This is a genomic window from Aminobacter aminovorans (genome assembly GCF_900445235.1).
Lineage (GTDB): Bacteria > Pseudomonadota > Alphaproteobacteria > Rhizobiales > Rhizobiaceae > Aminobacter > Aminobacter aminovorans.
In genome coordinates, this window is record NZ_UFSM01000001.1 from 699,251 (window position 1) to 719,807 (window position 20,557).

Annotated in this window: 19 protein-coding genes; 10 read left to right on the top strand and 9 right to left on the bottom strand. The window is 64.7% G+C overall.

The features are described 5' to 3' along the window. Positions 1 to 10 precede the first annotated feature (10 nt). From rplT to infC, 4 genes are all read right to left on the bottom strand, one after another. Positions 11 to 412, bottom strand: a complete 402-nt coding sequence (gene rplT / locus DY201_RS03360; RefSeq protein WP_067955711.1) for a 50S ribosomal protein L20 — start codon at positions 410 to 412, stop codon at positions 11 to 13. Positions 413 to 446: 34 nt separating this feature from the next. Continuing rightward, positions 447 to 650 carry a 50S ribosomal protein L35 gene (gene rpmI / locus DY201_RS03365; RefSeq protein ID WP_018430570.1) on the bottom strand — a complete coding sequence of 68 codons (204 nt, stop codon included), beginning with the start codon at positions 648 to 650 and terminating at the stop codon, positions 447 to 449. Positions 651 to 859: 209 nt separating this feature from the next. Then, a complete protein-coding gene (locus DY201_RS03370; RefSeq protein ID WP_115733563.1) occupies positions 860 to 1,486 on the bottom strand; it encodes a methyltransferase family protein in 627 nt (208 codons plus the stop codon). Positions 1,487 to 1,614: 128 nt separating this feature from the next. Next, positions 1,615 to 2,151: a translation initiation factor IF-3 gene (gene infC, locus DY201_RS03375; protein WP_109578358.1), complete on the bottom strand. Its 537-nt coding sequence runs from the start codon at positions 2,149 to 2,151 to the stop codon at positions 1,615 to 1,617. 199 nt (positions 2,152 to 2,350) lie between these two features. Between infC and DY201_RS03380 the strand changes: the two genes are divergently transcribed. From DY201_RS03380 to DY201_RS03400, 5 genes are all read left to right on the top strand, one after another. Further along, positions 2,351 to 3,124: an alpha/beta hydrolase gene (locus tag DY201_RS03380; RefSeq protein ID WP_115729980.1), complete on the top strand. Its 774-nt coding sequence runs from the start codon at positions 2,351 to 2,353 to the stop codon at positions 3,122 to 3,124. 4 nt (positions 3,125 to 3,128) lie between these two features. Next, complete coding sequence (locus tag DY201_RS03385) at positions 3,129 to 4,271, top strand: benzoate/H(+) symporter BenE family transporter (protein ID WP_115729981.1); 1,143 nt, start codon at positions 3,129 to 3,131, stop codon at positions 4,269 to 4,271. 120 nt (positions 4,272 to 4,391) lie between these two features. Continuing rightward, positions 4,392 to 4,832 (top strand): DUF2852 domain-containing protein, encoded by a 441-nt coding sequence (locus DY201_RS03390; protein WP_115729982.1) that lies wholly within the window; start codon positions 4,392 to 4,394, stop codon positions 4,830 to 4,832. A gap of 91 nt (positions 4,833 to 4,923) precedes the next feature. Further along, positions 4,924 to 5,682, top strand: coding sequence for a M48 family metallopeptidase (locus DY201_RS03395; protein WP_115729983.1), 759 nt, complete (start codon positions 4,924 to 4,926; stop codon positions 5,680 to 5,682). 6 nt (positions 5,683 to 5,688) lie between these two features. Beyond that, the gene (locus DY201_RS03400; RefSeq protein ID WP_115729984.1) at positions 5,689 to 6,381 is read left to right on the top strand and encodes a hypothetical protein; all 693 of its coding nucleotides are present in this window, start codon (positions 5,689 to 5,691) and stop codon (positions 6,379 to 6,381) included. A gap of 39 nt (positions 6,382 to 6,420) precedes the next feature. Here DY201_RS03400 and DY201_RS03405 read toward each other — a convergent pair whose 3' ends face one another. Then, positions 6,421 to 7,296, bottom strand: a complete 876-nt coding sequence (locus DY201_RS03405; protein ID WP_115729985.1) for a LysR family transcriptional regulator — start codon at positions 7,294 to 7,296, stop codon at positions 6,421 to 6,423. 313 nt (positions 7,297 to 7,609) lie between these two features. On the opposite strand from DY201_RS03405, the gene DY201_RS03410 reads away from it, so the two are divergent. From DY201_RS03410 to DY201_RS03430, 5 genes are read left to right on the top strand one after another with little or no spacing between them, the layout of a single operon-like run. Beyond that, positions 7,610 to 8,269 carry a phosphoribosylanthranilate isomerase gene (locus tag DY201_RS03410; RefSeq protein ID WP_115729986.1) on the top strand — a complete coding sequence of 220 codons (660 nt, stop codon included), beginning with the start codon at positions 7,610 to 7,612 and terminating at the stop codon, positions 8,267 to 8,269. A 29-nt stretch (positions 8,270 to 8,298) separates the two neighbouring features. Further along, the gene (gene trpB / locus DY201_RS03415; RefSeq protein ID WP_115729987.1) at positions 8,299 to 9,549 is read left to right on the top strand and encodes a tryptophan synthase subunit beta; all 1,251 of its coding nucleotides are present in this window, start codon (positions 8,299 to 8,301) and stop codon (positions 9,547 to 9,549) included. Positions 9,550 to 9,551: 2 nt separating this feature from the next. Then, positions 9,552 to 10,394: a tryptophan synthase subunit alpha gene (trpA, locus tag DY201_RS03420; protein ID WP_115729988.1), complete on the top strand. Its 843-nt coding sequence runs from the start codon at positions 9,552 to 9,554 to the stop codon at positions 10,392 to 10,394. A gap of 36 nt (positions 10,395 to 10,430) precedes the next feature. Next, entirely contained in the window at positions 10,431 to 11,354 is a 924-nt protein-coding gene (accD, locus tag DY201_RS03425) for an acetyl-CoA carboxylase, carboxyltransferase subunit beta (protein WP_115729989.1), read from the top strand. A 35-nt stretch (positions 11,355 to 11,389) separates the two neighbouring features. Next, the gene (locus DY201_RS03430; RefSeq protein ID WP_115729990.1) at positions 11,390 to 12,721 is read left to right on the top strand and encodes a bifunctional folylpolyglutamate synthase/dihydrofolate synthase; all 1,332 of its coding nucleotides are present in this window, start codon (positions 11,390 to 11,392) and stop codon (positions 12,719 to 12,721) included. Positions 12,722 to 12,799: 78 nt separating this feature from the next. On the opposite strand, the gene trxA is transcribed toward DY201_RS03430, so the two are convergent. The 4 genes from trxA to DY201_RS03450 form a co-directional block, all read right to left on the bottom strand. Beyond that, on the bottom strand, positions 12,800 to 13,120 hold the full coding sequence (trxA, locus tag DY201_RS03435; protein ID WP_067955731.1) for a thioredoxin: 321 nt from the start codon (positions 13,118 to 13,120) through the stop codon (positions 12,800 to 12,802). Between the two features lie 74 nt (positions 13,121 to 13,194). Continuing rightward, a complete protein-coding gene (gene addA / locus DY201_RS03440; RefSeq protein ID WP_115729991.1) occupies positions 13,195 to 16,725 on the bottom strand; it encodes a double-strand break repair helicase AddA in 3,531 nt (1,176 codons plus the stop codon). Then, positions 16,722 to 19,847 (bottom strand): double-strand break repair protein AddB, encoded by a 3,126-nt coding sequence (addB, locus tag DY201_RS03445; RefSeq protein WP_115729992.1) that lies wholly within the window; start codon positions 19,845 to 19,847, stop codon positions 16,722 to 16,724. The genes addA and addB overlap by 4 nt, the downstream gene beginning before the upstream one ends. Further along, the gene (locus tag DY201_RS03450) at positions 19,844 to 20,548 is read right to left on the bottom strand and encodes a nucleotidyltransferase family protein (protein ID WP_115729993.1); all 705 of its coding nucleotides are present in this window, start codon (positions 20,546 to 20,548) and stop codon (positions 19,844 to 19,846) included. The genes addB and DY201_RS03450 overlap by 4 nt, the downstream gene beginning before the upstream one ends. Between the last annotated feature and the right edge of the window lie 9 nt (positions 20,549 to 20,557).

Below are 20,557 nucleotides of genomic sequence, written 5' to 3' on the forward strand. Positions count from 1 at the left end.
AAGGCGCTGATTAAGCTACAGCGCTTTCAAAAGCATTCGGAGTGGTGTTCTTGAGGTACTCAAGAGCAACCTTGGCCTTGGCCACGAGTGCGGCGAATGCCTGCGGCTCATGGATAGCCATGTCGGAGAGGATCTTGCGATCGATCTCGATGTTGGCCTTGTTCAGGCCGTCGATGAAGCGGCCATATGTCAGGCCGTGCTCGCGGACCGCGGCGTTGATGCGCTGGACCCACAGGGCGCGGAAGTTGCGCTTGCGGTTCTTGCGGTCGCGGTAAGCGTACTGCTTCGACTTTTCCACTGCCTGCTTGGCAATGCGGATGGTGTTCTTGCGGCGGCCGTAGAAACCCTTGGCCTGCTCGAGAACCTTCTTGTGCTTGGCGTGGGCGGTTACGCCCCTTTTGACGCGTGCCATGTCATGATCTCCTTAAACGTTGTCCAGGCCGGGCTCAGAGGCCGTTCGGCAGAAAATTCTTGATGACCTTCTTGGCATCCGGTTCAGCCAGAACCATCGTGCCGCGAGCATCGCGAATGAACTTGTTGGAACGCTTGATCATGCCATGGCGCTTGCCTGCGGCAGCCGCCAGGACCTTGCCAGTCGCGGTAACCTTAAACCGCTTCTTGGCAGCCGATTTGGTCTTCATCTTGGGCATTTTGCTACTCCGTTCTTCAGGATCGCGCGGCACCCGAAAGTGCTTCGAAATCCCTTCATGTTGTTGTTTTCAGGCCGACCAAAGCCCGAAAAGCAAATGAAACCGCCACGGCATGCCCTGCCGGGCGGTTCTGGGACGCGGCTATATACGCGGAAGTTTGACGCAGCGCAACACCCTGAAACGGCCGCAACCGCATTGTTTCCGCGGCTTCAGGGGAGGCGGAACAGCACCGGCAGCGCGCCCGTGACTTGGGCGTGGTCGATCAACTCGAAAACCGGCAGCGCGACCAGGAAAACCAGGCCGTCAAGCAAGGTATTGAGCAAAAGCTTCGGTCGGAAACTGCCGGTGTCGCCCTCCTGATAAAGCGAGAGCCTGGGGAAGAAGCGCGGCACCCGCGCGACATAGGCCCTGTAGGCGCCGCCGAAAAGCGCTTCGAGATGCCGCTCCTCGCGCAGGATGACGACGTGGAACGCTGCCGCGCACAACACGGCAAATCCGATCGTGGCGACGATCGAGCCCATCTGCGCACCGACGCCGGCCGCCGCCAGAGTCGAGAAGACATAGAGCGGGTTGCGGGTCATCGAGTAGGGGCCGCCAGTGACGATCTCGCCGGATTTGCGCCCGCCGATGTAGAGCGTGCACCACAGACGGCCAACGATGCCGAGGAAGATCAGCAGGATGCCGACCATCTCGACGACTTCGTGGACGGTGGTGTCGGGCGGAAAGGTCGACTGGCCGAACAGCAAGGCTGCGAACATCGCAACGACCAGCACCGCCAGCACGAGGCGGCGCATGCTCTGGTACCGGCCCAGGCCTGATGTGTCGTTGTTGCTCATGCGGCCAAACACTCCAGCCGCCCCTGCGCAGGCAGGTCAGCCTTTCGGCACCTCTGTCAGGAAGAATAGCCCCGGCGGGCGCCGGGGCATCGGTGCATTGCGCGCCCGTCCGGGCGTGCAGGATGACATCAGCGCGGCGCGAGTACCATCATCATCTGACGGCCTTCGAGCTTGGGCTCGGCCTCGACCTTGGCGATGGTGGCGGTTTCCTCGCGCACTTTGTTAAGGAGCTGCATGCCCAGTTCCATATGCGCCATTTCGCGGCCACGGAAACGCAGCGTCAGCTTGACCTTGTCGCCTTCCTCGAAGAAACGGCGCACCGCCTTCATCTTGGTCTCGTAGTCGTGGCTGTCGATGTTCGGGCGCATCTTGATCTCCTTGATCTCGATGACCTTCTGGTTTTTGCGCGCCTCGGCCGCCTTCTTCTGGTTGGCGTATTTCAGCTTACCGAGGTCAAGGATCTTGACGACGGGCGGCGTGGCGTTGGGGGAAATCTCTACGAGATCGAGGCCTGCCTCTTCGGCGGCCAGGAGTGCGTCGTTGATGGAAACATCGCCACGGTTCGAACCGTCGACGTCGATCAGCTGGACCCGGGGAACCCGGATGTCACGGTTGGAACGCGGGCCGTCCTTGGTAGGCGCGGCTGCTTTAAAAGGTCTGCGAATGGTCGTGGTCTCCTCGAGCCATTGACGTTGTTGAATGTCTGACGCGCCAATGTGGGTAGCGCGCGGGCGAAGTCAATAACACAGCACTCGCAACAAATCACCTGCTTCTGCGCATGCGAACTGCTCCAAAAGAACGATTCTTGGGGCACTTTCCGCATCAGGCCGGCTGTGCCACAAGTCGCTGCCGAGGGGATTTGACATGACTGCAAGCGCGCCGGACTTCATCGAGGTGGACAACACCCGCATTGCCTTCCGGCATCAGGATGGGACGACGCCCGGTGTCGTGTGGCTCGGTGGCTACAAGTCCGACATGCTGGGCACCAAGGGCGAGACATTGGCCACATGGGCTGCTGGCGAAGGCCGCGCCTTCCTGCGCCACGACTATTCCGGCCACGGCGAAAGCGGCGGCGCATTCGCCGACGGCACGATCTCCAGATGGCTGGGCGAGAGCCTCGCCGTGTTCCGCAGGTTCACCACCGGGCCGCAGGTGCTTGTCGGCTCGTCGATGGGCGCGTGGATTGCACTCAGGATGAATGCCGAGCTCAACAAGGCGGGCGAGGGCGACCGCGTCGCCGGACTGGTGCTGCTGGCGCCTGCGCCCGACTTCACCGCCGCGCTGATCGAGCCGGAACTGACCGAGGCCCAGCGCGGGGACCTGGCCGAGAAGGGCTATTTCGAGGAACCGTCGGAGTATTCGCCGGAGCCTTATATCTACACCCGCGCCCTGATCGAGGACGGCCGCAACAACCTTGTCATGACCGGGCCGATCCACACCCATTGCCCCGTCCACATTATCCAGGGGCTGGCCGACCCCGACGTGCCGCACAGCCATGCGCTGAAGCTGATGAGCCTTTTGCCAGCCGACGACGCGACGCTGTCGCTGGTGCCGAACGGCGATCACCGCCTGTCGCGGCCGGAGGATCTCAACCTGCTGACGCAGGCGGTCGGCGAAATAATCGCACGGGCTGGCTGAGCCGATGCGCATCTCGATCCCGATCTCGGCCTTCGTTGCCGCCATCGTCGGCTTCGGCAGCACGCTCGCCATCATCGTCGCTGCGTCCGACGCAGTGGGCGCGACGCAGATCCAGACCGCGAGTTGGGTCACCGCAATCTGCCTTGCCATGGCGTTCGAGACGGCATGGCTGTCGTGGCGGACTAAGATGCCGGTCATCTCGGCCTGGTCGACGCCGGGCGCGGCCCTGATCGCCGCCAGCAGCGGCTTCACCATCAACGAGGCCGTCGGCGCCTTCCTGGTCGCCGGCGTGCTTTTGGTGCTGACCGGTCTGATCAAGCCTCTGACGCAGCTGATCTCGCGCATCCCGGCCTCGGTGGCATCGGGCATGCTGGCCGGCATCGTCGTAACCTTCGCCATCAATGCGGCCAAGGCCGTGCCCTCCGACCCGTGGCTGATCCTGCCGCTGATCGGCGCATTCTTCCTGGTCCGGCTCTACAATCCGGCATTGTCGGTGCTGGTGGTGCTGGTTGGCGGCGGGCTGGCTGCGTTCCTCACCGGCCGTGTCGGCGCCCTGCCCGTGCCGGAGCTTTCGACGCTGACGCTGATCGCGCCGGAGTTCACGCTGACCGCAACGATCGGTCTCGCTTTGCCACTCTATCTCGTCACCATGGCCTCGCAGAACCTGTCGGGCCTCGCCGTGCTGCGCGCTGCCGGCTACAACCCCGAGCCTGGCCCACTGATCGGGGTGACCGGGCTATTTTCGGTGCTGTCGGCGCCGTTCGGTGCCTCGACCACCAATCTTGCAGCGATCTCGGCTGCGATCTGTACCGGCCCCGACGTGCACCCCGACATGAAGGAGCGCTGGAAGACCGGGCCGTTCTATGCGCTCGCCTATCTGGTCTTCGCCGCCTTTGGCGCCTCGCTGGTGGCGGTGTTCGCCGTGTTGCCACCGAGCCTGATCGTGCTTGTGGCCGGACTGGGGCTGGTCTCGTCGCTGGCCAACGCACTCGCCATCGCGCTCAAGGACGACCACCATCGCATGGCCGCGACGATCGCCTTCGTGGTCACCGCCTCGGGCCTGACTTTGCTCGGCGTCGGCTCAGCTTTCTGGGGGCTGGTCGCGGGACTTGTCGTGCTGGTCCTCGAGAACTTCAAAAAAAACTAGGTTTCGCAAAGCCTTGTCCGGTTTTGGCCGGCGCCGTCTTGAATCGCCATTTTTGCTTTCCCATGTCGTTTGGAGCAGCTTTTTCCCTGGCTGCCTCGAACAAAGGAACGGCAATCTACTATGAACACGACTGCACTGATCCGTCCGGCTTGGACGCCGGCAACCATCGCGTTGATGGTGATCGGCTTCATGGTGTTCTGGCCGCTCGGCCTCGCCATGCTTGCCTACATCATCTGGGGCGACCGGCTTGACGGTTTCAAGCGCGACGTCAACCGTGCGACCGACGGCATCTTCGCCGGCTGCCGCAAGGCTTCGTACCGGGCCAGCGCCCATACCGGCAACGTCGCCTTCGACGACTGGCGCGAGAAGGAACTCGAGCGCCTGAACGAAGAGCGTCGCAAGCTCGACGAGATGCGCGACGAATTCGACACCTATGCCCGCGAACTTCGCCGGGCAAAGGACCAGGACGACTTCGACCGCTTCATGGCCAACCGCCACAAGCCGACAGCCCCCACCGTCACGCCCAAGAAGGGCGGCAAGTCGGGCCTGCTTGACGACTAGGGCCAGGCTAAACCGCTGAATGCCAACGGCGCCGTGAACGCGGCGCCGTTTCTATTGCGCCGATGTCACTCGAATCATCTAGTCTCGCACCATGTCCTTTGGCTTCTTCCGCAAGCTGACCAAGCCGGCGCCGACACCAGTCCTTGAACGGGATCATGTCGTGGCCGGCCGCACGCTGCCGCTCAGGATCGTCGAAAACGACCGGGCGCGGCGGCTGACGCTGCGCATCGACGCCGGCGGCCGTGGCCTGCGCATCACTGTCCCGCCCGGCCTGCGCCAGGGCGAAGTCGATCGCTTTCTCGACCGTCATCAAGGCTGGCTGGAACAGCGCCTCGCCAAGGTTCCCGACCGGCCGCAGGTGCGCCCCGGCATCAGGATCCCGCTCCGCGGGGTACCCCATCTCATCGTCCATGAAGGCGGGACGCGCGGCACCGTGCGCCAATCGCAGGACGAAAGCGGGCCGACGCTCGTCGTCCACGGCGACCGAACGCATCTGCCGCGCCGCATCGCCGACTTCCTAAAGCGCGAGGCCAAGCGCGACATAGAAGCGATGGTGGCCAGGCACTGCGAGGCTGCCGGGCGCCGCGCCAAGGCGATCCGCTTCCGCGACACGACCAGCCGCTGGGGCTCCTGCACGTCGGATGGGGTGCTGTCGTTCTCCTGGCGCATCATGATGGCGCCGACGCCCGTCATCAATTACCTCGTCGCCCACGAGGTCGCGCATCTCAGAGAGATGAACCACGGCCCGAAATTCTGGAAACTGTGCGAAGAACTCTGCCCCGACACCGAGCGCTGCAAGGCCTGGCTCAAGCGCAATGGCGGGGCACTGCAGGCGATACAGTTTGAGTGAGGGGATATGGGCCTCGACATAGATGTGGGTGTGCTGAGCACATACGCGGCTGAAGACCCTGAGATCATCAGCGCAATTTTGCGCGATATCGACAGGATCAATGCGCAGCTAGAACCTGCCGGGTTCAAGCCTCATCGTGAACCACGCCGTTTTGAATCCGAGTATCTTAGCTGGCAGATGTGGGGATACGCTGGGCTGCACTATCTTCGCCGAATTGCCCTGCACTACGATAAAACGCGAACGCTCGTGCCTCCCGGCCCGGCACGCTCCGACGACCTTTTCACCAACGAGTACGAGGCGCTGTCCAATCAGTTCAACGATCGATGTCTTGTGGCCATGGATATGGCTGGCCGCCCATACGTTCCTTTCTCACATCTGATCTTCCACGGTGACGCTGACGGCGCGTATCTGCCAATAGAATTCGCGGGCATCGTAATCCTGGAGCCGGGTGCGGAAGTGCTAGGGACGCATATTGGTTCCAGCTACGCACTTCTCAACGAATGCAAAAAATTGGCGCAACTTCTGGAAGTCCCAGATGATCTAGATCCAGAAGACAAGCAGCTATGGGATGCAACGGACTCGCAAGGGGTGGGTGACAGCGTCTGGCAGCAATATGCGATCGAAACATTCACCTGTATTCGATTGATCCGGGCGTGCGAAGCATCTATCAATACTGGTGGACTTCTACTCTATTGCTAGAATGCACATTCACCAAAAGACAAAACTTCGATTAGCTATTCAGTCGCTCCCTTTGAGCCATTCATCCATGAAATCCAGAAACACCTGCACACGGGGCGAGCGGAAGCGCCCCTTGGGCATTAGGCACCAGAGCGAGATCGTATCCGAGCGATTGATGTCGGCAAGGATCTCGACAAGCCGCCCCTCGCGCACTGCGTGAGCGACAACGAAATCGGCGAGGCGGACGATGCCGTGGCCCTCGATCGCAAGGTCGAACAACATGCCGACATTGTCGCAACTGAAGTTGCCCAAAGGCTGGAAGCGCAGGACACCGTTTTCGCTCGCCAGCGGCCATGTCGTCGGTGCCGACTGGCCCGAAAGTGGGATGCAGTTGTGCCCCGCAAGGTCTGCAGCCGAGCGCGGCGTGCCGGCGCGGGTCAGATAGGATGGCGCGGCACAGATCATGCGCCGCCCCTCGGCCAGTTGCCGCACCACCATGTCGGAGCCCAATGTCGGGCTGCCGCGGATGACGATGTCAACCTGCTCGGCGACGGGGTCAATCAGCCGGTCTGTCAGGGTCAGGTCTACCGACACCTCGGGATAGCACCTGAGGAACTCCGGCACCGCCTGCAGCAAGGTCTGCCTTGCAAAGCCGGTGCTGGAATTGACGCGCAGCAGGCCCTTGGGCTTTGCCCGTGCCGACGAAACCTCGGCCTCGGCAACGTCGATCAATTCGAGCACCTGCCGTGCCCGCTCGAGGAACAACGTTCCTTCCGAGGTCAGCGCCAGCCGGCGCGTCGTGCGTGTCAGAAGCCGGACGCCCAGCCGGTCCTCGAGCCGCGATACGAGCTTGGACAGGGCCGACGGGGTGACGCGCAAATCATCTGCCGCCCTGGCGAAGGAGCCCAGATCGACGACGCGCACGAAGGCCTTCATGTCATCCGACGACGCTATATTCGTGATTCCAGTTCATGAATTTACTGGCAAACTAGCTGATTATGCGACTTCAGGGAAATGATATTTCCTCGGCATGCCTTCACCGAGGACCCGACATGCAGCCCGACCGCCAGCCGCCAGCATCCAGTCTTTCGTCGCGCGAACCGATCGACTACTCCCGCTTCCGGTCGATCTCCGAATACAAGCGCCGCAAGGCCATTTCGGCATTTCCCGGCGCGGCCCGTCGCTGGCTGACGCTTGCATTTCGCAAGCTGTTCTCGACTTCGCCGCCTTTTCGTGCCAATTCCGGCCCATGGCACTCGACATCAAGATCTGCGGCCTCAGCACCGCTGAAACGTTCGAAGCCGCGCTAAGCAATGGCGCGAGCCATGTCGGTTTCATCTTCTTTGCCAAGAGCCCGCGCAATGTGTCGCCCGCACTCGCCGGACAGTTGCGTCAGGCCGCCAAAGGCCGCGCCGAGGCCGTAGCTGTCACGGTCGACGCCGACGACGCCTTTCTCGACACGATCGTGGCTGAGGTGAAGCCCGACATGCTGCAACTGCACGGCAAGGAGACGCCCGAGCGCGTCGCCGAGGTGAAGGCCCGCTATGGCCTGCCGGTGATGAAGGCCATTTCCATCCGCGAAGCTCAGGACTTCGACGTGATCGTGCCTTATGGCGGTGTCGCCGATCGCCTGCTTTTCGACGCCAAACCACCCGCAGGGTCCGAATTGCCCGGCGGCAACGGTGTTTCCTTCGACTGGCGGTTGCTTGCGGGCCTTGACGCCTCCGTCGATTACATGCTTTCCGGTGGCTTGAACGCCGCCAATATCGGCGACGCCCTCAGGCTCGCAAACCCGCCCGGCATCGACATTTCCTCGGGCGTGGAAAGCGCACCCGGCGTCAAGGATGCGGCGCTGATCGACAATTTCTTCAGGGCCGTCCGGGCCGCGCGCGAAGACAGCGCCGCCTGAGTAAGCCTCCAGCCGCAAGGAGATCGGCCTTGAACCAGCCGGCAGAGCCCAATTCCTTCCGTACCGGTCCCGACGAGCAGGGGATGTTCGGCATTTTCGGTGGCCGGTTCGTCGCCGAGACGCTGATGCCGCTGATCCTCGAGCTGCAGCGCCACTGGGACGAGGCCAAGAACGATCCGGCCTTCAAGGCCGAGCTGAGTGACCTGTCGACCCATTATGCCGGCCGGCCGTCCAAGCTCTATTACGCCGAAGGCCTGACCCGCCATCTTCGTGACGTTTCCGCAGCGAAGGGCCTCGGCGGCGGCGCCAAGATCTATTTCAAGCGCGAGGACCTCAACCACACCGGCTCGCACAAGATCAACAACTGCCTCGGCCAGATCCTGCTTGCCAAGCGCATGGGCAAGACCCGCATCATCGCCGAGACCGGTGCCGGCCAGCATGGCGTGGCGTCGGCAACCGTTGCCGCCCGCTTCGGCTTCCCCTGCTTCGTCTACATGGGCGCCACCGACGTCGAGCGGCAGAAGCCCAACGTCTTCCGCATGAAGCTTTTGGGTGCCGAAGTGCGCCCGGTCAGTGCCGGTCACGGCACGTTGAAGGATGCGATGAACGAGGCGCTGCGCGACTGGGTCACCAACGTGCATGACACCTATTACCTGATCGGCACCGCCGCTGGCCCGCACCCCTATCCGGAGTTGGTGCGTGACTTCCAGTCGGTGATCGGCACCGAGGCGCGCGCCCAGATCCTCGAACAGGAAGGGCGTTTGCCCGACATGATCGTCGCTGCCGTCGGCGGCGGCTCGAACGCCATCGGCCTGTTCCATCCGTTCCTCGACGACCGCAGCGTCAAGATCGTCGGCATCGAAGCCGGCGGACGCGGCCTCGACGGCATCGAGCATTGCGCCTCGATGAGCGCCGGCAGGCCCGGCGTGCTGCATGGCAACCGCACCTACCTCTTGCAGAACGACGATGGCCAGATCCTCGACGGTCACTCGATCTCGGCCGGTCTCGACTATCCCGGCGTCGGCCCCGAGCATTCGTGGCTGCGCGACAGCGGCCGGGTCGACTATGTGCCGATCCTCGACGACGAGGCGCTCGATGCGTTCCAGCTGACCACCAAGGTCGAAGGCATCATCCCGGCACTCGAATCCGCCCATGCCATTGCACATGCGGTCAAGGTCGCGCCAACGATGGGCAAGGACAAGGTGATGATCGTCAACCTGTCGGGCCGCGGCGACAAGGACGTGCATACGGTGGCCAAGATGCTGGGCATGGAGATCTGATCATGACAACCACCCGCATCGATCGCCGCATGGCGAAGCTGAAGGCCGAGGGACGCCCGGCACTGGTGACCTACTTCATGGGCGGCGACCCCGACTACGAGACCTCGCTGTCGATCATGAAGGCGTTGCCCAAGGCCGGCAGCGACATCATCGAGCTCGGCATGCCGTTTTCCGACCCGATGGCCGACGGCCCGGCGATCCAGGCGGCCGGCCTGCGCGCGCTGAAGGCCGGCCAGACGCTGGCCAGGACGCTTGAGATGGCGCGCGAATTCCGCAAGGACGACAACGACACGCCGATCGTCATGATGGGCTACTACAACCCGATCTACATCTATGGCGTCGACCGCTTCCTGGAAGAGGCCGTCGCCTCCGGCATCGATGGCCTGATCGTCGTCGACCTGCCGCCGGAGATGGACGCCGAGCTCTGCATCCCCGCACTCAAGGCCGGCATCAACTTCATCCGCCTGGCGACGCCGACGACCGACGACAAGCGCCTGCCCAAGGTGCTCGAGAACACCTCCGGTTTCGTCTATTATGTCTCGATGACCGGCATCACCGGCTCAGCGCTGGCCGACACGTCGAAGGTGGCGGAGGCGGTGAACCGCATCAAGGCCCATACCGACCTGCCCGTCTGTGTCGGCTTCGGCGTCAAGACCGCCGAGCAGGCGCGTACCATCGGCGCATCTGCCGACGGCGTGGTCGTCGGCACGGCGATCGTCAATGCGGTTGCCAACGTCATCGGGCCGAAGGGCGAAAAGACCGCCGACCCGGCCGAAGCCGTGGCAACGCTGGTCACCGGCTTGTCCCAAGGCGTTCGCGCCGCACGCCTTGCTCCCGCCCAATAAATACCCCATGTCCTGGGCTCGAAGAGGACCGCTGCCATGAACTGGATTACCAATTACGTCCGCCCCAAGATCAACTCGATGCTTGGCCGCCGGGAAATGCCCGACAATCTCTGGATCAAGGATCCCGAGAGCGGCGAGATGGTGTTCCACAAGGACCTCGAGGAAAACCAGTACGTCATCCCGTCCTCGGGCCATCACATGAAGATTTCGGCGAAGGAGCGGCTGCGCTTCTTCTTCGACGACGGTCGCTATGAGACCATCGAGAACCCGAAGGTCGTCACCGATCCGCTGAAGTTCCGTGACGAGAAGCGCTACGTCGACCGCCTGAAGGATGCCAAGACCAAGACCGGCATGGACGACGCGATCCTGTCGGGCACCGGCAAGATCGAAGGCCTGCCCGTCGTCGTCACCGTGCAGGACTTCGCTTTCATGGGCGGCTCGCTCGGCATGGCCGCAGGCGATGCCATCATCCGCGCCTTCGAGGTTGCGCTTGAGAAGAAGCGCCCGCTGATCCTGTTCGCCGCCTCGGGCGGCGCGCGCATGCAGGAGGGCATCTTGTCGTTGATGCAGTTGCCACGCACGACGGTGGCGGTGGATCGGCTCAAGGAAGCCGGCCTGCCCTATATCGTGGTGCTGACCAATCCGACGACCGGCGGCGTCACCGCCTCCTATGCGATGCTGGGCGACGTCCACATTGCCGAGCCGGGCGCACTGATCGGCTTCGCCGGCCCGCGCGTCATCGAGCAGACGATCCGCGAAAAGCTGCCTGAAGGTTTCCAGCGTTCGGAGTACCTGATGGACCACGGCATGGTCGACATGGTGGTGTCGCGGCTCGAAATGAAGTCGACGGTCGCCAACCTGCTCAAGATCCTGACAAAGGCGCCGGTGGCGGCCAAGGCTGTCGAAGCCGAGATTCTGCCGCCCGTCGTGCCTGTGCAGGAACGTCGCCCGCAGGCCTGATCTGACCGCAGCAGCGTAGCGCCCGGGGGAATGCCATGACCACGCTCGAAGCCGATCTCGAAATCGAGCGCCTGTTGGCGCTCCATCCGAAGGGCTTCGACCTTTCGCTCGACCGCATCACCCGGCTGCTCGAAAGGCTGGGCAATCCGCAGGACCATATGCCACCGGTGATCCACATCGCCGGCACCAACGGCAAGGGGTCGTGCGCGGCGTTTTCGCGCGCGCTGCTCGAAGCCCAGGGACTGTTGGTCCATGTCCACACCTCGCCGCATCTGGTGAACTGGCACGAGCGCTACCGGCTGGCGGCACCGGGCGGCGGCAAGCTTGTCGCCGACGACGTACTGGCCGATGCCGTGCGCCGTGTTGGCGAGGCCAATCGGGGCGAGAAGATCACCGTCTTCGAAATCCTCACCGCTGTTACCTTTGTGCTGTTTGCCGAGCATCCGGCCGATGCCTGCATCATCGAAGTGGGCTTGGGCGGACGTTTCGACGCTACCAATGTCATCAAACGCTCGGCGGTGTCGGTGATAATGCCGGTTTCGATGGATCACGAGGCCTATCTCGGCGACAAGGTCGAACTGATCGCCGCCGAGAAGGCCGGCATCATTAAGCGTGGCTGCCCTGTCGTTGTCGGCGCCCAGGAGACCGAGGCAGCGCAGCAGGTGCTGATCGACACCGCCGAGCGGCTCAAATGCCCGCTGGAAGTCTATGGCCAGGATTTCGTCGCCTTCGAGGAAAACGGCCGCATGATCTATCAGGACCAGACCGGCCTGCTCGACCTGTCACCGCCACGCCTGCCCGGCCGTCACCAGTTCGCCAACGCGGCAGCTGCGATCGCGGCGGTGAAGGCTGCAGGCTTCCCGGTCAACGAACGCACCGCCGACAAGGCCATGGCGTCGGTGACGTGGCCCGGGCGCATGCAGCGCCTGCCGCAAGGCGCGCTCAGCGAGCTGGCGCCCAAGGGGGCCGAGGTCTGGGTTGACGGCGGCCACAATCCCGGCGCCGGGACCGTTGTCGCCGAGGCGCTGACCGAGCAGGAAGAGAAGTTTTCGCGGCCGCTGTTCCTGATCTCCGGCATGATCAACACCAAGGACCAGACCGGCTATTTCAAGCCGTTCCACGGCATGGCGCGCCATGTCTACACCGTGCCGGTGACGATGAGCGATGCCGGCGTTCCAAACGAAGAACTGGCTGTGCGCGCCACCGAGGCCGGGCTGTCGGCCGAGCCGGTGAGCTCGGTTGCCAATGCACTGATGCTTTTGCGCGATACCTGGGACGAGAATGAGCCGGCGCCGCGCATCCTGATCGGCGGCTCGCTCTATCTGGTGGGCGAGGTGCTGGCGGCCAACGGCACGCCGCCGACCTGAGGGCCTATCCAGCGGTCCATTCGAGATACAAAAAAGCCCGGGCAAAGCCGGGCTTTTTCATTTGCATGATGCGAGCGATCAAACGTTGCCGCTGATCCAGTGCGACAGCGCGGTCTTGGGCAGCGCGCCGACCTTGATGTCGGCAACTTCGCCGTCCTTGAAGATCATCAGCGTCGGAATCGAGCGCACGCCGAACTGGGCGGCGATCTCGGGGTTCTCGTCGATGTTGACCTTGGTAATCTTGACCTTGCCGGCGAGCTCGTTGGAAATCTCTTCGAGCGACGGGCCGATCATCTTGCAGGGGCCACACCATTCCGCCCAGAAATCGACGACGACGGGCTCTTTGGCCTCGAGCACGCCGGACTTGAAATTGCTGTTGTCGATCTTGACGGTGGCCATGATGCGATCCTCTTGGAGTTGTTTGTCGCGCCATATGTGGTAGTGCGCGGACCCTTGGTCAAGCACCCGTTGTGTCACGCTTGGGTGAGTCGAACAAGGGCGGCATCCATCGCCTCAGCCGGCACGGCGATCAGCCGCGGCGCCTCGGTGAACAGCAGCGCCGCCGAAACCATCTTGCCGGGATAGAGCGGCCGGAGCAGCGCGCGGTAAAGTGCAAGCTGCACGACATAGGCGTTCGGCACCTCCTGAAACGAAGCGGGCGGCGGCCGGTTGGTCTTGTAGTCGACGATCAGCACCTCGCTGTCGGTCACCGCCAGGCGGTCGATCTTGCCCGACACGGAGCGCGGCTTTCCCCTGACGTCGAGGCTGCCCATGACCGACACTTCGGCGCGGGAGGAGGGCGAAAACAGCGGTGAAAAACGCGGGTCGCCGAGGACGGCAAGGACCGAGGCCAACGCGCCGGCGCGTTCGGCGTCCGGCCAATCCCGGCCGGTACGGGCGAGATAACGCTCGGCGGCGGACTGGCGTGCTTCCGGGTCAAGGCGCGGCAGCATCTGCAGCAGGCGATGCAGGGCCGAGCCGCGGGCGATGGCAAAGCCCGGCTCGCCTTCGGCGTCGAGCACCGGCGAGCGGCCCGAGATCACGGGCTCCTGTGTCTCCTCGATCAGTGCGGAAGCACCCGACGGTGACAGCGGCCGCGGCAGATCTTCGAAGGGCGGCGGCGCGGCATAGAGACTGTCCGGCAAGGGTTCGATGGGCGACCTGTCGCCAGCCGCCGATTCCGGTGCCGACAGGGGCACCGCCGGCAATGGCGTGACACGGAAGCGGTGGACGATCCTGTCCGTGATGACGGGATGGCCGCGCTCCTCGCTCTCGGGCGCCACCGACAACGCGCGACTGACGATCGAATGCCAGGTGTTGAGGCCGGGCTGGCGCTTGCCGTGATAGCCGCAGACGATCAACCGGTCCTCGGCGCGGGTCATGCCGACATAAAGCAGCCGCCGGTACTCGTCGTCGGCGAGATCCCGCGCAAGCGCGCTGGCGCTCTTGGAGAAGGCGTTGGCGACATCGGCCCCGGCGCGCCAGAGATATCCCTTGCCCTGCCAATGTCGGGCTTGAGGAACGAACGGCATCAGGCGCGGCAGATGCTGGTCGCTGAACGGCGCCGAGCCGCTGTCGACCAGGAACACCACCGGTGCTTCCAGGCCCTTGGCGGCGTGCACGGTCATGATGCGGACCTCGTCGCGCGTCTGGTCCATCTCGCGCTTGATCTCGGGGTCGGCACTTTCGAGCGTCGACAGAAAGGACTCGAGACCAGGCAGGCCGGTGCGCTCCTCGGCCAAGCAGAAATTGAGGAACTCGTCGAGGATGTCCCCGGCCTCCTGGCCAAGACGCGAGATCATCTTCCGGCGCACACCATCGCGGTTCGGACCGCCCGAGAGCACGCCGGAATAGAACTCGAAGATCGGACGGAAGGCAGCCTCGGTCGCCCAGGCTTCGAGGGCCACAGCGACCTCGGCGAACGCGGCATCGCCCGCCGCATGGTCGCGCAGCGAGGCGATCAGTGACCGTCCGCCAGAGCGATTGGCCGAAAGCGTAAACAACGCATCTTCCGACAGGCCGAAGATCGGGCTGCGCAGTACGGCAGCCAGCGACAGGTCATCCTCAGGCTGGATCAGGAAGCGCCCGAGCGCGATCAAGTCCTTGACCGCGATGTGGCCTGGCAGGCTCAGCCGGTCGGCGCCGGCGACGGGAATGTCGCGTCGCTTCAGCGCCCGCGACAGCGCATGGACGAAGCGGTCGCGCTTGCGCACCAGCACCATGACGTCGCCGGCGCGCAGCCGCTTGCCGGTGCCTTCGATGATCTCGCGCTCGTCGAGCCATTTTCGGATGGTAGCGGCGACCTGCTCGGCAACCACCACGGCCGGCGCATGGGCATGGTCGATGGGCTTGCGCCAGTCGTCGGGCTCGTCGACGGCATCGGCGCCGACGGAGGGCCAGACCTCGACGTAGCCTGCCGCGCCGGCTCGGATCGCCTTATGGCTCGGCGGCTCCGGCGCGCGGGTGACACCGCGACGGGCGCTGGTGTCCTCGAAGACCCGGTCGACGGCCGAAAGCACGTCGTCGGTCGAGCGGAACGACCAGGTCAGCGTGACATCCTCGAAACGGGCATCGGCATCGCGGATGCGGCCGGCGAATTCATGCTTGGAGTTGTCGAAGGATTCAGGCGCGGCACCCTGGAAGGAATAGATCGACTGCTTCTCGTCGCCGACGGCAAAGACGGTGCGGTGAACATTGTCGCGGGCGCTGAAGCCGGAGAAGAACTCTTCTGCCAGCCGCTTCACCACTTCCCATTGGTCGGGGCTGGTGTCCTGGGCTTCGTCGAGCAGGATGTGGTCGATGCCCTTGTCGAGCTTGTACTGCACCCAAGGCCCGGCATCAGGGCGCGCCAGCAGGTTGACGGTGCGGGTGATCAGGTCGTTGAAATCGAGGAAGCCACGGCCGGTCTTCAGCCGCTCGTAGCGGGCGATCAGCCAGTCGGCGATCGTCAGTGCCGCTTGCGTCGCCTCCAGCATGCGGAAATGGGCGAGCCGGTCGGCGGCCTCGGTGATGGCCGCTGCCGTCGCCGCATAACGCTCGGGCAAATCGGGCAGCCGGTCGAGCAAAGCCTTCTTGAAGGCGCTGGACGGATTGTACGGATCGCCGTCGGCCTTGAGGAAGGCATTGCACAGAAGTGACAGCCGGCGCATGGGATCGGCTTCGGCATAGGCGAGCCGGGCGTAAGGCAGGATGTTGTTGAGCACGCTGCGCGCATCGGTGGCTTCGGCTGCTGTAGCGAATTCGTGGAAGAAGGCCGGCTCGAAGCCCGGAAGCGGCCAGATCGAAGCGGCGATGGCCTCGGCAGTGTCTCTGGGCGAAAAACCGAACTCCTCGTAGAGCGCTTCGAAGTTGAGGTCTTGAACCTGGGCGATGAAGGCGCGTAGCCCATCGCGCTTGCGCACGATCTCGGCGAGCAGCGCATCGAGCCCGGCCTCGCCGCCGCGCTCCAGCACCTTGGCGAAAGCCTCTGCGAGTTCGGGATTGTGCTCGCCGGCGCCGGTGACCATGTCGCGCCTCGCGGTGGCGAACAGCGTCGCCTCCATCTGGCTGTCGAGCATCTCGAAATGGGCGGCGATGTTGGCCTCTAGCGGGAACTGGTGCAGCACCGACTCGCAGAAGGCGTGGATGGTCTGGATCTTCAGCCCGCCCGGCGTTTCCAGCGCCTCGGCGAACAACCGGCGCGCGCGGCGCAGCTTGGCAGCGTCAGGGCGGACACCGTCGAGTGCCGTGATACGCGCGGCCAGCTCGGCGTCGGCCAGCATCGTCCATTCCGACAGATTGGCAAAGACACGGTTCGACATGTTGGCGGCGGCGGCGCGGGTATAGGTCAGGCACAGGATCTTCGACGGATCGGTGCCACGCAGCAAAAGCCGCATCACGCGCTGCGACAGCACGTGCGTCTTGCCTGAGCCGGCATTGGCTGACACCCAGACCGAGTTGCCCGGATCGGAGGCGCGCGCCTGGCGCTCTGCCGTCTCGGTGGGGACGAAGAACGCCTTCTTCATTCCTCGCCCTCCGCGCTGCCATCACCGCCGGCCGACCATTCGAGCACGCGGGCGAGATGGTCGTAATCACCATCGGTCTCGCCTTCGCGGAAGGGCAGGGCCCGCGAAAGATAACCTGTCGTCGGGTCGTTGTAGTGCAGCAGGAGCTGCTCCAGCCGGGTCCAGGCTTCTTCCGACAGCTCAACGGCAGATTTGGGCTTGCGGTTGTGCTCGAGAATGGATTCCTCGAACACTTCGCCATTCGGCTTCAGCCTGACGAAGGCGAGCTGCGAGGGCTCACGCTTGCCGAGTTCGCGGAAGGCGCCGCGGCGCAGAAGCGCACCTTCGAGCGCCAGCTGTGGCGAGATCAGCGTGTGCGCCTGCGCCTTGGATGGCGACGAGCCGGTCTTGTAGTCGAGGATGTCTGCCATGCCGCCGGCAAGCAGGTCGACTCGGTCGGCGCGACCGGACAGCGTCGCGCCGCTGAGCCCGACTTCGACGGCCGAGGCGCTTTCCTCGGCGTGGCGGGAGGCCACCGCATCGGCGCGGCTGCGCTCCCATTCAAGGATGTTGACCGCCAGCCGCTCGAAACGCGGCCACCACACAGCCTCGACGTCGGCGGGCAGGGCCGCTTCGGCGAAGCAATGGCGGCCGGCGGCGATCAGTGCGTCGAATGCGGCGGGGTCACGCGGATCGACGATAGAGGCCGAAAACAGGTGCAGGATGTCGTGGAAGAGCGTGCCGCGCTCGGCTGCACTTGGATCGCGCACCAGCGGGTCGATCGCCGACAAGCCGAGGATACGCCTGGCATAGACGGCATAGGGGTCGCGGCGCAGCGTCTCGATCTCGGTGATGCTGAAGCGGCGCGGCCTAACCTCCACCGGCGGCCTGGGCTCGGGACGCGACGCGAATTCTGTCTTCTGACCGGCATCGAGCTGACGTGCCCAGTGGAGCAGGCTTTCGCCGCGCTTGCGCAACACCGCGGCATGGTCGGGGCCGAGATAGGTGAGCAGGCGCTGCAGCCAGCGTGACGGCACTGCGGGCGCATCGCCCGAGCGGGCCGAGCGCGACAGAACGACGTTCTTCGCGCCCATCGCCATCTGGAAATCATGGGCTGCCAGACCGATGCGGCGTTCCGGCGGTTCGAGATCGATGCCGGTCTTCATGACGCGCGACATGAAGCGGTCGGCCTCGGCCTTGCGCGGCCAGCTGCCCTCGTTGAGGGCGCCGATGACCAGCGTGTCGACAGTCTGCAGGCGGGCTTCGAGCGCGCCCCATATGGCAATGGCGCGGTCAGCGCCTTGCGCCGGCTTGACCGCCTCGGGCGCCACCAGCGCGTCCATGACATCCGGCCACTCGTCGGCAGCAAAGCCGAACGATGCCTGCGCCGCAACCAGTGAACGCAGCGCTTCGGCGAGCTTGGCACCGGCGTCGCCGTCATAGAGCGTGCCGAGGCCGCCATGCTCATCGCGCGCAAGATTTTCCAGCGCCTCGACTGTCGCCCTAACGATTGCTGCCAGCTCGACCTGAGCGTCGCCGCGCAAGGCAAGCAAGGACGCCAGGCCAGAGACGAGCCTGTCGGCGATGTCGCGGGCTTCCTCGATACGGCGGGCGCTGATGCGGTCGAACCAGAACGGTCTGCGCGACGCGCCACCCAGGCGCGTCAACCGGGCTTCGAAAGCCTCGGAAAGCCCGGCGACATCAGGCCGGCCGACGCCGCCGCGCAACACGACGAGCTCGATGGTCTCGGCGGCGCGCCGGACGGCTGAACGCTCGCGGCCAAGACGCAGTAGCGGATGCTTGAGCAGTGACAGCACGGCCACCGGATCGCCCGGGCGGAAAGCGGCGGCGAGCATGGTGCGCAGAAGTGCAGCCGGCGGCGTGTTGGCCAGCGGCAAGCCGCCGGAATCGTCGGCCTGGATGCCAAAGCGTCTAAGCTCCGAGGCGACGCGACGGGCAAGGCTGCGGTCGCTGGTCACCAGTGCCGCGCGATGGCCGAGCTGCGCCACCGCCTGGCGAAGCGCAATAGCGATGGCTGCCGCCTCGTCGCGCTCATGTGCGGCTTCGAGAAGTGTTACGCCAGCGAAGGCGTCGGCGACCTCGACATCGTCGACGGTGCTGCGCTTTTCGGCCCAGGCGTCGGTGGTTTCCGCCGGCCGCAGCGCCTCACCGACGATGGCTGCACGGCGAACCATGGCGCCAGCTGGCGCACCCAATTCGTCGACGTCTTCGCGCAGGATGCCGATCTTGCCGATCAGCTTGGCGAGGCCGTATTGGGGGTGGCCAAGGACCGAGGCCCGGGCACCGATCTCGGTTATCGTCTCATAGGCGCGCTGGTCGAGCGTGGTATCCAGTCCGGGAAGCACGACCGCGCCGCGCGGCAGGCGCGAAATGGCGGCGAGAAGCTCGGCGGTGGCTGGGATCGAACCGGTGGAACCAGCCGCGATAACCGGTCCGGCGGGCGGGTTGCTTTTCAAACGCTCTGCTTCAACGCGGATCAGGGCGCTGCGGTGGGCGGCCGGGTTGGACTGGCCACGCTCCTTCAGCATTTCCGGCCAGGCGCTGGTGACGATGGAGAGGAAGTCGAGCGTCACCTGCCACCAGCCCGACAACTCGCCCGTCACCAGGCCGGCTAACCGCGACCAGTCGGAGCCTTCGGTTTCGATCTCGTCCATCAGTCCGGCGAGATCGCGCGCCAGCCAGATGGCATCCGCGGCTGAAGCCGGCACGACGATTTCCTCCTCGAACAAGGCGGCGACATGGGCGGGCAATCGGCGCTTCCAGGCATGCACCAGGGGTGCGAGCAGGAGCAGGCGGTCGGTGGCCGAAACTGGCGGGGCGAGGTCGAGCGCCCCAGCGCCCTCATCCTCGAAGGCCGCCTCGTCCTCGTCGAACTCGCCGAGCGGCTTGATGACAGGCAGGATCGCCGAGCTGCCGCCGCCGGCGTCGACGAAGACCCCGCGCAGCGCGCGCGCAGCGCGGCGCGTCGGCACATAGATGGTGACGTCGGCCAGCGCCAGCGGATCGCCGTCGAAGCGGAAGTCGGGGATCAGGCTGCCGTCGAGCAGCGATGCCGCCAGCGTCGGCAGGAAGGGAGTGCCGGGCGGGATGGAAAAGACGCGTGGCGACGCGCGGCCGCTCATTGCGCCTCCGCCAGTGCCCTCTTCACCGCGGCCTCGGCGGGCGCGATAGCATCGGGGGTGCCGACGGTGATCCAGCTGCCCGACATGCGCATGCCATGGAGCCGGCCGGCCGCAATGGCTTCGTCGAAGTAAAGGTTGAGCGAGTGCGGCGTCTCTGCGGCTTTGGCAAACAGTCGTGGGTGGACGATCGCAGCACCCGCATAGATCAGGCCTCCGGGCGCGCTCTTGGCACGGCGCAAGGTGCCGTCCGATGCGACGAGGAAATCGGTGCTCCCGGAGTGTCCGGTCGCCTGTTCGAGATTGGCCAGCATCAGCAGAATATCCATGCGCCCGGCATCCCAGGCAAGGGCGAGGCGGGTCAGGTTGGGCATACCTTCGTCGATCCAGAACGTGTCGGCATTGACGATGTAGAATGGTGCCGTGCCAAGCCAGGGCAGCGCCCGAACGATGCCGCCGGCTGAATCGAGCAGCCCGTCGCGCTCGTCGGAGATTTCGATGCGCGGCGCCTGGCGGGAAGCGACATGCTCGACGATCTGGTCGGGCAAATAGTGGACATTGATCACGGCCCGTTCGACGCCAGCCGCAGCGAGGCTGTCGAGGCCCCAGTCGAGCAGGGTCTTGCCCGATATCCGCACCAGCGGTTTGGGGATCGTCTCGGTGATCGGCCGCATGCGCTTGCCGAGGCCGGCGGCGAGAACCATGGCCACGGC

Bases quoted from the DNA above. Each gene is read 5' to 3' on its own strand.
- rplT (WP_067955711.1), bottom strand. From the start codon at position 412: ATGGCACGCGTCAAAAGGGGCGTAACCGCCCACGCCAAGCACAAGAAG.
- rpmI (WP_018430570.1), bottom strand. From the start codon at position 650: ATGCCCAAGATGAAGACCAAATCGGCTGCCAAGAAGCGGTTTAAGGTT.
- DY201_RS03370 (WP_115733563.1), bottom strand. From the start codon at position 1,486: ATGAGCAACAACGACACATCAGGCCTGGGCCGGTACCAGAGCATGCGC.
- DY201_RS03380 (WP_115729980.1), top strand. From the start codon at position 2,351: ATGACTGCAAGCGCGCCGGACTTCATCGAGGTGGACAACACCCGCATT.
- DY201_RS03385 (WP_115729981.1), top strand. From the start codon at position 3,129: ATGCGCATCTCGATCCCGATCTCGGCCTTCGTTGCCGCCATCGTCGGC.
- DY201_RS03390 (WP_115729982.1), top strand. From the start codon at position 4,392: ATGAACACGACTGCACTGATCCGTCCGGCTTGGACGCCGGCAACCATC.
- DY201_RS03395 (WP_115729983.1), top strand. From the start codon at position 4,924: ATGTCCTTTGGCTTCTTCCGCAAGCTGACCAAGCCGGCGCCGACACCA.
- DY201_RS03400 (WP_115729984.1), top strand. From the start codon at position 5,689: ATGGGCCTCGACATAGATGTGGGTGTGCTGAGCACATACGCGGCTGAA.
- DY201_RS03405 (WP_115729985.1), bottom strand. From the start codon at position 7,296: ATGAAGGCCTTCGTGCGCGTCGTCGATCTGGGCTCCTTCGCCAGGGCG.
- DY201_RS03410 (WP_115729986.1), top strand. From the start codon at position 7,610: ATGGCACTCGACATCAAGATCTGCGGCCTCAGCACCGCTGAAACGTTC.
- trpA (WP_115729988.1), top strand. From the start codon at position 9,552: ATGACAACCACCCGCATCGATCGCCGCATGGCGAAGCTGAAGGCCGAG.
- accD (WP_115729989.1), top strand. From the start codon at position 10,431: ATGAACTGGATTACCAATTACGTCCGCCCCAAGATCAACTCGATGCTT.
- DY201_RS03430 (WP_115729990.1), top strand. From the start codon at position 11,390: ATGACCACGCTCGAAGCCGATCTCGAAATCGAGCGCCTGTTGGCGCTC.
- trxA (WP_067955731.1), bottom strand. From the start codon at position 13,120: ATGGCCACCGTCAAGATCGACAACAGCAATTTCAAGTCCGGCGTGCTC.
- addA (WP_115729991.1), bottom strand. From the start codon at position 16,725: ATGAAGAAGGCGTTCTTCGTCCCCACCGAGACGGCAGAGCGCCAGGCG.
- addB (WP_115729992.1), bottom strand. From the start codon at position 19,847: ATGAGCGGCCGCGCGTCGCCACGCGTCTTTTCCATCCCGCCCGGCACT.
- DY201_RS03450 (WP_115729993.1), bottom strand. From the start codon at position 20,548: ATGGTTCTCGCCGCCGGCCTCGGCAAGCGCATGCGGCCGATCACCGAG.